We start from the raw sequence: 12,173 nt of genomic DNA, 5'->3' as shown, positions 1-12,173 counted from the left end.
ATACAATGTGTATATAAAATATAAACAAGGAGTTATAAAATGAAAAAATCATCACAAAAATTAGATAAAATCCCCCGCAATCTTATTATTATTGCTTGGATCTTAGTATTTGGAAGTACAGCTCCAATGCTTGACTCTACAATGGTAAATATTGCAATTAACCAATTAAGCAATTACTTTAACTCACCACTTTCTGTTGTTCAATGGACAATAACAGGCTTTGTCTTAGCAATGGGTACTGCTGTTCCTATTTCTGGATGGTTAGTAAACCACTTTTCAGGTAAAAAAGTTTATTTTTGGGCCGAAATTGCCTTTGGAGTTACCTCATTATTTTCTGCTCTATCTTGGAATATAGAAAGTTTAATTACTTTTCGAATTCTGCAAGGACTATCATCTGGTATTATCATGCCACTTTTCATAACCCTTCTAGTTGATTCCGTGGGATCTTCAAGAATTGGTCGTATCATGTCAATCGTTGGTATTCCAATGACTCTGGGTCCAATGGTTGGACCAATTATCGGTGGCTTACTCGTACAATATACTTCATGGCGCTATATCTTCTTTATCAACATTCCAATTGTCGTCGTATCATCTATTCTATTAATTCAAAAAATTCCAAGTATTACTCCTAAAGATCGCAGTAACAAGCTTGATTGGATTGGTATCTTCTTATTAGCACTAATATCTAGTACCATTGTCTATGGTGTTGTTAAAGCCAGTGATCACGGCAACTTTACTAATCTCACAACAATTGGCTATATTTGTCTAGGCACACTACTAATTGGTTGCTACATTCTACACGCTATCATTCGACATGATAAAGTTATATTACCACTCCATCTTTTTAAATCCACTAACTTTTCTGGTTCAATGATTGGAACCCTACTTGCCGGATTCATCACAACTGGTCCCATGATTCTTTTACCACTTTTTTTTCAAGACATTCGAGGCGAAAGTGCAATTATGGCGGCCGTCTCATTAATTCCCCAAAGCATTGGTATGTTAATATCACGTGGTTTAATTGGTAGACTAATCGACAGCATTGGCCCTCGTTGGGTTTCCATAACTGGAATTTTCATTACAGTCTTTGGAACAATTCCATTTGTATTTTTTGATGATAATACTAACTACTGGTTAATTGCTTTAACCATGTTTGCTCGTGGAATTGGTGGTGCGGCAGTCAAAACAGCTACACAAGCAGATGCTTTTATTGGTATTGCAAAAATAGATACGGCGTCCGCTTCCTTGAGTTCCAGTCTATTTCAACAGGTTGGTTCAGGATTTGGCTCCGCGTTTCTAGCTACTGTTGTGGCAAGTTTTATTACAACGCATCATATTAACTCAGTAACAGATTTAAATAGTGCCTACCAAAATGGATTTATGTGGTCGGCAATTATAGCAGTTATTATCATAGCACCTTCATTCATGCTCACAGATAAGCGAATTAAAAATTCTTAAAAATAAATAACTTCTTTTCCACAAAAATATATAATGATCGTCTTGATCAAGACTCAGAATAAAAGAATCCATTTTGAAGTTAATCAAGCATATAATGTTACCTAAAAAAGGCCTTAAATGACGTCATAATCATCATTTAAGTCCTTTTTAAATTTAAACCTACCATTCACTTAAATCAGCTTGCAACAATTGCATTCTTTTTTCCTACGATTTGTAAAATTTGCAACATGGTAAACACTAATGAACTTTGTCGTTGGTAAGCAATATACATCGAATCCCACTTTGTTACATATTTTTCTTTATATGAACGTAAACCTTGAAATCCGTAAAAACGATACCCATATTCATAGATAAAATGTGCAGCTCGTTCATATAAAAAACTATATTTAGAAATTCCAACATTTGATAGTGGCGCCATGCCCATGTCAAAATATTTGAATCCTTGTTCACGCCCATTTTCGAATAATCTAATAAAAAGTGCATCCATAACGCCAGAGGGTGCTTCCTTAGAGTACCTCATTAAATCAATCGAAGTAGATCGTTTTCCGTCCTCAGGCATTATATTTGCGAACGCTACAATGTGGTTTTCTTTATCGCGAATCACTGCAATAGGTGCTTGATTAAGGTAATATTCATCAAAAAATCCTAACGAAAAACCTTTTTCAACATGTCCATTGAGCCACTCTTCTGAAACCGCCTTTAACTCCGAAAAATCTTGCCCCGAAAACGGTGGTTGTATTATTTCAAATTGGAATCCTTCACGATCCATTTTGTTTAGAGTTGCTCGCTCACCTTTTCGCTTTGTACCAACCGTAGTAAAGCTACTTAATTCAACACGACCTTCTTCTCCAGTTTTAATGAAATCAAATCCAATTTCGTGGAGCAACATTGTAAGTTTTTCACCAATCTCATAGAAAACCAGTGAATATCCTTCGCGATCAGCATCATCTCGTAATTGACTGATTGCATCTTCAAATTTTTCAAAATTACCAATTGGCTCACCCATAATAACTAAACGATTCGCGTTTTTTCGATAAGCAAATAATACCTCATCTTGACCATCTACTTGATAAAAATATGTCTGCTTATCTCTCAAATAAACCAAATGACTAGTTTTATTACCACCAAATCGTTCTATCAAGCTTTGAATACGATCAGGTTCAAACCCTAAACTACTGAACTTAGTATTACCACCAGATAAATATCTAAATATGACATATAAGACTAACGCTGCAACCAATAAACCAATGAAACCCGCAAACCAGAGTCGTTCAGATGGGAAAAGGAGAGGGTCAGGAATTTTACGCAAATGATGCGGTTGATTAATATATCCAATTACAGCATATAAAACGAACGTCGCAATGAAAATAGCGCTATTTAAACTAATGATCCCCCATGATAACGTCATCCGCTCACGATCCAAATCTTTTCGTGTCATTACTAAGAAGAAAAGAACAACCAACATAAAAACGGCCAATTTTATTGAGAAAAATTGGACCAGTGTATTAACAATAGCCACCCCGAGTAGAATAACGGTCGGCCAATATGCACGCTTATTTCGAACGGCAATTCCTGAAGCAAAACCGATTAACATAAATGCCACAATAATATTAGTTTGTTGATGGACAAAGATAAAGGTGTACGGGTATAACTTTACAAAGACCCGATTTTCCCATACCGCATTGGGAACTGTTGATAGTAATAAACTCATTATACCTGCGAAATACAAAAACCCTGTCGTAAATATTTGAGCAAATCGATGCAATGCTTGTGATGGAAGTCGATTCATAACGACATTGATTCTATGTCCAAGGTCATGTGCAAAGAATCCGACACCTAACATAAATGGAAAAATATAATAGAAAAGACGGTAAAAAAGAATCCAGACTACTGCATCTCCCTGATTCACACCCAACTGAGAAAGTCCTAAAATCATGAAAACATCAAATGTACCAAGTCCCCCAGGTACTAGTGATACCTCACCAACAATTGATGCTACAACGAATAAGGGAACAATCGATAGAAAATTGTGAATTGGTAGATTCATTAAGAAACCAATTAATATAAAAAGTGCAACGCATCCCAACCACTCAAAAGTTGAACCAAGAATCAAACGACCTTCAATTTTCCACGTTAAATCATCAAAAAATGATGAATTATTAACACGGGTAAAGAGCCACACGGCAACGAAATATAGAGCACCACCAAACAGCCAGATCCAATAATTCTGAAATTCTGTTCCAATTCCCAAAAAATAAATCAGCACAAGTGAAATAATTGATAGCATTGACAATCCTGATACTAGAAATAGCGCTACTTTTGAAATAGCAGCTACAATTTTCTTAGCATCCTTTTTACCATAAAAATTAACCCGTAAAGAGGCTCCAAGCACTCCTCCGAAGCCAGCAATATTAGTAAATGTATTTACTATCCACCCGCTTCTAAATATGTATGATGGACTATATTTCTCTCCTAATAACTTAACAACAACCGCATCGTAGTTAAGCATTGGTAGCACAGCCACAAAACCAAGCACAAACATCGTAATTAATTTAATTGGCGTCTGACTTGCAAATGCATCTGCAACTTGCTGTCCACTAACGTCATGTGCAATTTTAGTAATCTCACGTAAAACAAATGTTAATACAGAAAACACGAACAATAACTTTATTATTGTCAGATGTTTTTCAAAAAAACTAATAATTTTTCCCCAAATTTTTTTCATATTACTCTCCCCGAAAAAACGCTATATACTACATTCTAAGAAAATAAAAAAAAGAACGCAATTATTTTTGCATTCTTTTTGATTTTTAAAGTATTTCCGCATACTATTTTATTAACTCAAGCTTTTTTAAGTGATTCAGAATTTCCTCGTTATCATTTGCCATAAACCCGTCTAGGATCTGGCCAGACTTAACAACTCTTTTAAAATCCGACTCTATTTCTGTATATTTAGTTGATCCACTTGTAAAGAAACCAATAATTTTTTTACCTTCAAAGTTAACTTTATCAAAAATTTCCGAAATCACCATTGGTAATTGTTGATTCCAAACTGGACATCCTATAAAAATAAGATCATCCTTTTTCACATCAATATTACTTACTATCTCTGGTGAAATTTTGTCTTTTTGTTCTTCCAATGCTACATCTTTCATCTTACTTAAATCATCTTTGGGATAAACTCGTTTGACTTCAATTTCTGTTAATGTCGCACCCGTTAAATCACTAATTTTGTTCGCCGCTTTTTTTGTTGTACCTGTCAGTGAAAAATATAAAATTTGCATGTTTATTCCTCCTATTTATATTAATTCCAATATTGTTTTATATCATTAATGTCACCTAAATGATACTCTTTCATCTTAGACGGAAAAGTTTCAATTAACTCCTCAATGACCCTTGGATTCCCATAACGAGCTGATCCTACCTGTACAGCATTAGCACCTGCTAACATTAACTCAAGAGCATCTTCAGCAGTAAAAATACCGCCCACTCCAATAATTGGTAATTTTGTTTGCTGTCTGACTTGATAAATCATGCGAACCGCGATTGGATGAATTGCTCGTCCTGACAATCCGCCGGTTCCGTTTGATAAATGTGGTTTACGAGTATTTAAATCTATTTCCATACCCATAATAGTATTAATCATAGTCAATCCATCGCATCCCCCTCGTTCTGCAGCTGCTGCAATTTCAACAATACTAGTAACTCCTGGTCCTAATTTCATAAAAACAGGTTTCGTTGTTACATCTTTTATTCTTCGCGTAAGCTCTTCAACAACTGATGGTTCAACACCAAACTCAATACCACCATTTGCAACGTTAGGACATGATATATTAATTTCTAAAATTGAAATATTAGCAATATTATCCATTCTTTTTGCAACTTCGATATATTCTTCAGTTGTATCTCCTGCAACACTTCCAATAACAGGTAAATTTGGATAATTTTCAGCTAACCATGGTAACTGCTCTTTTTCAACCTCTTCGATGCCTGGATTCTTTAGACCAACAGCATTTAGCCATCCAGCACTTGTTTGGACAGTAGTAGGCTCTGGATGCCCCGTCTTTTTATTTAATGTTGTAGATTTGATGACTAAGGCCCCTAAGTCGTCCAAATTAATCTGTTTTGCTAATGATTGTCCGTAAGCTGCTGTACCACTTGCAGGCATAAAGGGATTTTTTAAATTAACTCCTGCAATATTAACTTCTAGGTTTTTCATTCAATTTATCCTCCAATTACAAAGCCTGTGCAACAAATGACTGTGATTCTAATACTTGCAAAATCGCATCTACCGTATCCAATGCTGTAAATAGCGGTACACCATAAGTTAATGCCGTATTACGAATTACTATTCCGTCATCCTTGCTTGCCACAGAATCAGATATTGTGTTAATGACAATTTGAATTCGTTTCTTTTTAATTTCATTGATGATTTGATCATCACTTTGTAATTTTTCAACTGACTGAACTTTAAGCCCTGCATCGTTTAAAACTGTTGCAGTTCCATAAGTCGCTTTAATTTGATAACCTAATTCAGAAAATCTTTTAATCAAACCAACAGATTCTTTTTTGTCTTCGTCACGTACCGTAACAAAAACGGTTCCGTGATCTTCAACATGTGTTTTAGTTGCTTCAAAGGCTTTATATAAGGCCTTTGGCAAGGAGGTATCACTTCCCATAACCTCACCTGTTGATTTCATTTCTGGTCCAAGTAAGCTGTCAACCTTATTCAATTTTGTGAAGGAAAAAACCGGTGCCTTTACATGTACCATTCCCTGTTCAGGTGCAAGTCCGGATTGATATCCTTGTTGCTCAATACTTTGTCCCATAATAACTCCCGTTGCGATTCGAGCCATGGGAATATTAGTTACCTTACTTAAAAACGGAACCGTACGACTAGCTCGTGGGTTTACCTCGATAACGTATACCTCATCTTTATTAATTATAAATTGAACATTCATCAGACCAACACAATTTAGTGACTTAGCTAAATTTGTAGCAATTGCTACGATTTTGGCTTCAACTTTTTGTGATAGCGATTGGGCAGGGTAAACGGCCATTGAATCTCCAGAATGAACTCCTGAACGCTCTATATGCTCCAGTATCCCAGGGATCAGAACCTGAGATCCATCGCTAATAACATCAGCTTCACACTCTGTTCCTACTAAGTACTGATCAATCAAAACCGGATGATCATGTGATACTCGAACTGCTCTTCGCATATAGTCTCGTAAATGTTGTGTGTCATGTACAATTTCCATTGCACGCCCACCTAACACGTAACTAGGTCGAATCAAAACCGGAAACCCAATTTTTTCAGCAATTTCTAATGCCCCGGTAACGTCTGTTGCAGTGGCACCTTTAGGCTGAGCAATTTCATGACGTTTAATTAACTGGTTAAACTCGTCTCGATCTTCCGCTCGATTAACATCCTCTATTTTTGTTCCCAAAATATTTACACCCAAATTTGATAACGGTTCGGCCAAATTAATCGCCGTTTGACCTCCAAATTGGACAATAACACCCTCTGGCTTCTCAATATCAACCACATTTAAAACATCTTCTACTGTTAAAGGCTCAAAATATAACTTATCAGACACGGAGAAGTCAGTTGAAACTGTCTCGGGATTGTTATTTATAACTATTGCTTCATACCCCAAAGATTGTAATGCTTCGATACTATGAACGGTAGTATAATCGAATTCGACTCCCTGTCCAATTCTAATTGGTCCAGATCCCAAAACGATTACCGATTTGCGTTTTGATTTTTGACTTTCATTTTCAAAGGCGTACGTACTATAAAAATAAGGAGTACTTGAGCTAAACTCTCCTGCACAAGTATCAATCATTTTATAGACCGGAATAATTCCTTTTTCTTTTCTAAGATTTCGAATTCTATTTTCACTCACTCCACGTAGTGTAGCTATAGTGTAGTCGGAAAATCCGTACCTCTTGGCCGTTTTTAATATAGATTCTAAATCTAAATCACTTTTTATTTCTTGTTCAATTTCCCAAATATGTAATAATTTATCCAAAAATAATTCGTGGATGTGGGTTAACTCATTTAATCTTTCAATTGAATAGCCTTGTTTAATTGCACTATAAAGGTAGAAAAGACGTTGATCTGTTGCATTTATCAAGTTATCTTCGAATTTCCCATCAATCGATACAGAAAAATCGCCAAGGTAACTAGTATTTATTTCTAACGATCGAACCGCCTTTTGAAGAGCCTCTTCAAGGTTTTGCCCGACTGCCATTACTTCTCCGGTTGCCTTCATTTGTGTTCCAAGCTTATTATCGGCATTGGTAAATTTATCAAATGGCCACCTTGGAATTTTACAAACCACATAATCTAACGCTGGTTCAAATTGTGCATATGTTGTTTTTGTAACCGGATTGATTATTTCATCTAAAGTTTGTCCTACTGCAATTTTTGCTGCTACTTTGGCAATTGGATATCCTGTTGCTTTTGATGCTAACGCACTAGACCGACTAACTCGGGGATTAACCTCAATCACATAATATCTGCCCGATGCAGGATCTAATGCCAACTGGACATTACAACCACCCTCTATTTTTAATGCGCGAATTATTTTTAAAGACGAATCTCGCAAAGTTTGAATTTCCACATCAGTTAATGTCTGAACTGGCGCAAATACGATTGAATCTCCAGTATGAATTCCCACCGGATCAAAATTTTCCATGTTACATACAACTAATGCATGATCTTCACTATCGCGCATTACTTCAAATTCAATTTCTTTCATTCCTGCAATGCTTTGTTCAATTAACACTTGTGTTACTGGAGAAAGAGAAAGCCCATTTCTTGCTATTAATTCTAATTCACTTTCGTTGTTTGCAATTCCCCCACCGGTTCCACCCATCGTAAATGCGGGACGTACTATAACTGGAAAACCTGTTTTTCTTGCAAAATCAACCGCTTCTGAAACGTTGTTAGCAATTCCGGATTCAGGTACTGGTTCTCCAATGCTTAACATTAATTGTTTAAATCTTTCACGATCCTCAGCCTGGTCAATAGCATCTAAGCTGGTCCCAAGCAATTTAATATCTAATTCGTCCAGAATTCCTGATTCAGATAATTCCATAGCCATATTTAGGCCTTGTTGACCACCAAGTGTTGGTAACAAGGCATCAGGTTGTTCCTTTCGAAGGATTTTGGAAACAAATGACAGAGTCAATGGCTCTATGTATACTTGATCAGCTATTTCTTTATCCGTCATAATTGTAGCCGGATTAGAATTAACTAAAACAACTTCGTAACCTAATTCCTTCAAAGCCAAACATGCTTGAGTACCTGAATAATCAAATTCCGCTGCCTGCCCTATAATTATTGGACCGGATCCGATTACCAATATCTTCGAAATATCTGTTCGCTGTGTCATCTGCCTAGTCCTCCTTAATTATGTTGCTCAATCATTTCTATAAATTGATCAAATAAATCATTTGCATCATGTGGTCCAGGGGCCGCATCTGGGTGAAACTGGACAGAAAATGCATTGAATTTTTTGTGTTTAAGACCTTCAATTGTGTGATCATTTATTTCTTCATGCGTTACCAATAATTCAGTTTCCTTTAATGAATGCTTATCTACAGCATAACCATGATTTTGGGAGGTGAAGTCAATTCTTCCACTCTCTAAATTTTTAACAGGGTGATTAAATCCACGATGCCCAAATTTCATTTTTTTAGCAGTTGCACCATTTGCCATTGCAAACAGTTGATGCCCCAAACAAATTCCGAATAGTGGGTACTTAATTTGAATAGTACGAATCATCGACAAAACATTGTCATCAATATCGCTAGGATCTCCGGGTCCATTGCTCAATAGAACCCCATCTGGATTACATTTTATTATTTCATCTGCCGTAGAATCAGGGGGCATAACAATAACATCGCAGTTTCTCTTACCCAATTCTCGTAAAATTGAAAACTTTAACCCAAAATCAATTACAACCACTCTTTTACCATCTGCCGGATTGGGATATGCATTCTTAGTAGCAATATTAGTAACTTGATTATGTCCCACTGGCGAGCTTTGAAGTGTACTCAAACTATTTGATTTAATTTCATCTAAAATTGCAGCTCGCATAACACCTGCCTCTCTAATATGTTTGGTAACGGCTCGTGTATCAATTCCCTTTATTCCGGGAATGTTTTGCTGCGCCAAATATTCTTCCAATGTCATACGCATTTTTCGATTAGCAGTTTCCCTAGTAAGTTCATTAACAATGATTCCGCGCGTTCTAATCTTAGCGGATTCAAGATCATTACTATTAATGCCGTAGTTACCAATCGTGGGATATGTAAACATTAGGATCTGCCCGCTATAAGAGGGGTCCGTTAGTGATTCCTGATACCCTGACATCCCAGTATTGAAAACAAGTTCGCCCGTCGTAGTTTGATTAGCCCCAATTGCTTGACCTTCAAAAACAACACCATCTTCTAGTAAAAGATACCTTTTCATTTCGACTCCTCCCCAAAAACAATCTTTCCGTTAACAATTGTGCACTGCACTTTGCCAAATACTTTTCGCCCAATAAATGGTGAATTATGTCCCTTTGATTCAAAAAATTCATTCGAAATCTTCCACTTTTTGTTAGGATCAAAAATGATTATGTCTGCTGCATTGCCTTCTTGCAGTTGTCCCGCTCCATCTAATTTAAATATTTGCGCTGGATTGTAACTCATTATCTGTACTAGCTGTGATAAACTGAGAATTCCTGTTTTTACAAAACTGCTATAAATTAAAGGCAACGCAGTTTCCAGACCACTTATTCCAAAGGAAGCGGTCTCAAATGACCCCTCTTTATCCTCCACAGTGTGAGGTGCGTGGTCCGTTGCAATCGCATCAATTGTTCCATCAATCAAACCAACTAAAAGTGCTTGTCGGTCTTCATAGCTTCTTAATGGTGGATTCATTTTAAAAGCAGGGTCATCTGTTTTGATCATCGAATCATCCAACAACAAGTGGTGGGGAGTAACTTCTGCCGTTACGTGGACTCCATCAGCTTTTGCTTGTCGAACCAACTGTACGCTTCGTTTAGTCGAAATGTGGCATACATGATAATGAACTCCCGTTGCTCTTGCCAACTCTAAATCTCGTGCTAATTGAGTTGTTTCTGCTAGCTCAGTTATTCCCGCTAACCCTAATCGTCTAGCTGCTTGCCCGTCATTAATGACACCTGATCCCATCAAGCTTTCATCTTCTAAGTGAGCTGCAATCGGAACCTTTAGTTTTACAACCTGTTCCATGGCTTTTAACATCAGTTTTGTACTTTGAACTCCACTACCATCGTTACTGAATCCGATTGCGCCTACCTTTTTAAGACCCTCTAAATCATTTAAATTTTCTTTAATTCGATCAACCGAAATCGGAGCAATTTGTCTAATTTTAACAACTGATTTTTCCATATTTGCATCAATCATTTTTTTCAATAACTTAGGCGTATTGGGTACTGGTTTTACATTTGGCATCGTACAAACCGTTGTGTATCCACCATGAGCTGCTGCTAAGCTTCCTGTTTGAACTGTCTCTTTTTGTGTAAATCCTGGATCCCTAAAGTGTACATGAACATCTACTAAACCTGGAAAAATCAATTTGCCTGTTGCGTCAATCACTTGATCAAAGTTTTCCTCAATATTGGGGGCAATTTTTTCAATTGTATTTTCATTTATCAAAACATTTGCCTGTTTTACTGATTTAAAAGTGACTACCGTACCATTCTTAATAAGAATTCTTGTCATTATTTCACTACCCCAATCAAACCTTTTGCAGCCAAAACATCTTCAATAATTGCCATTCTCATAAAAACACCGTTACTCATTTGTTTAAAAATCCTTGAGGCATCACTTTCAACAAGTTCACTTGCAATCTCAACACCGCGGTTAACGGGTGCAGGATGCATTATTATAGCGTTTTCGCCCATTCTTTTTGCTCTGCTCTTTGTGAGACCAAACTTTTTATGGTACTGACTCACATTAAATCCTGTCTCTTCACTTTCCATTCTCTCCGTCTGAATTCGTAAAAGCATAACTACATCAACAACTGATATAACATCATCTATTGCAACGTACTTTCCATATTGGTCAAATTTGCTGTCATACCATTCGGACGGTCCGCTAAAATACAACGTTGCTCCTAACTTTTTCAAGATTTGAGCATTAGAATGCGCTACCCTGGAATGTCTTAAATCTCCCATAATCAAAATTTTCAAACCCGAAAATTCGCCAAATTCTTCATAAATTGTCATCATATCTAGCAAAGATTGTGACGGATGCTGTCCACTACCATCACCTGCGTTAATGATACTTATTTGTCGATTTCCTTCAGTAATTTCTTTATAGTATTCATTTTGTGAATGTCGAATTACTGTAAAATCAACACCAATTGATTGCAACGTTAATACCGTATCATTTAACGTTTCACCTTTTTTTATAGAGCTGCGTTCTGTTTCAAACCCCATAATTTGTATTCCTAATCTTGTCTCGGCCATCTCGAAACTAACTTTTGTACGAGTGCTATTCTCAAAGAAAAGATTCGCAGCATAAACCGGTCTTTTTAATTCTATTTGGCGACCCTTTTTGTATTCCTCCGCCAGATTGATTTTATGTAAAATTTGTTCTTCATTAAATCCCTCAATACTTGTTAAATCTTGCTGACTATTCTTTATTTTTGTGATCATAGTTTCCTCCTA

The 12,173-nt window shown here is 36.5% G+C and carries 8 protein-coding genes; 1 reads left to right on the top strand and 7 read right to left on the bottom strand.

Translation table 11 applies throughout. The annotated features are described in order from the left end of the window. Positions 1 to 39: 39 nt before the first annotated feature. Positions 40 to 1,458 (top strand): DHA2 family efflux MFS transporter permease subunit, encoded by a 1,419-nt coding sequence (locus PECL_RS02300; RefSeq protein ID WP_014214986.1) that lies wholly within the window; start codon positions 40 to 42, stop codon positions 1,456 to 1,458. A 175-nt stretch (positions 1,459 to 1,633) separates the two neighbouring features. On the opposite strand, the gene mprF is transcribed toward PECL_RS02300, so the two are convergent. From mprF to PECL_RS02265, 7 genes are all read right to left on the bottom strand, one after another. Continuing rightward, complete coding sequence (gene mprF / locus PECL_RS02295; protein WP_014214985.1) at positions 1,634 to 4,183, bottom strand: bifunctional lysylphosphatidylglycerol flippase/synthetase MprF; 2,550 nt, start codon at positions 4,181 to 4,183, stop codon at positions 1,634 to 1,636. A 103-nt stretch (positions 4,184 to 4,286) separates the two neighbouring features. Next, complete coding sequence (locus tag PECL_RS09700) at positions 4,287 to 4,742, bottom strand: flavodoxin (protein ID WP_014214984.1); 456 nt, start codon at positions 4,740 to 4,742, stop codon at positions 4,287 to 4,289. A 20-nt stretch (positions 4,743 to 4,762) separates the two neighbouring features. Further along, positions 4,763 to 5,677 carry a dihydroorotate dehydrogenase gene (locus PECL_RS02285; protein WP_014214983.1) on the bottom strand — a complete coding sequence of 305 codons (915 nt, stop codon included), beginning with the start codon at positions 5,675 to 5,677 and terminating at the stop codon, positions 4,763 to 4,765. A gap of 16 nt (positions 5,678 to 5,693) precedes the next feature. Beyond that, positions 5,694 to 8,861, bottom strand: a complete 3,168-nt coding sequence (gene carB / locus PECL_RS02280; protein WP_014214982.1) for a carbamoyl-phosphate synthase large subunit — start codon at positions 8,859 to 8,861, stop codon at positions 5,694 to 5,696. Between the two features lie 14 nt (positions 8,862 to 8,875). Further along, a complete protein-coding gene (locus PECL_RS02275; RefSeq protein WP_014214981.1) occupies positions 8,876 to 9,943 on the bottom strand; it encodes a carbamoyl phosphate synthase small subunit in 1,068 nt (355 codons plus the stop codon). After that, complete coding sequence (locus PECL_RS02270) at positions 9,940 to 11,223, bottom strand: dihydroorotase (RefSeq protein WP_014214980.1); 1,284 nt, start codon at positions 11,221 to 11,223, stop codon at positions 9,940 to 9,942. Before PECL_RS02270 ends, PECL_RS02275 begins: the two co-directional genes overlap by 4 nt. Then, a complete protein-coding gene (locus PECL_RS02265; protein ID WP_014214979.1) occupies positions 11,223 to 12,161 on the bottom strand; it encodes an aspartate carbamoyltransferase catalytic subunit in 939 nt (312 codons plus the stop codon). Before PECL_RS02265 ends, PECL_RS02270 begins: the two co-directional genes overlap by 1 nt. Between the last annotated feature and the right edge of the window lie 12 nt (positions 12,162 to 12,173).

The sequence above is a fragment of the Pediococcus claussenii ATCC BAA-344 genome (genome assembly GCF_000237995.1).
GTDB lineage: Bacteria > Bacillota > Bacilli > Lactobacillales > Lactobacillaceae > Pediococcus > Pediococcus claussenii.
Note: the sequence above shows the minus strand (reverse complement) of the source record. Positions and strands in the feature narration are given on the sequence as shown.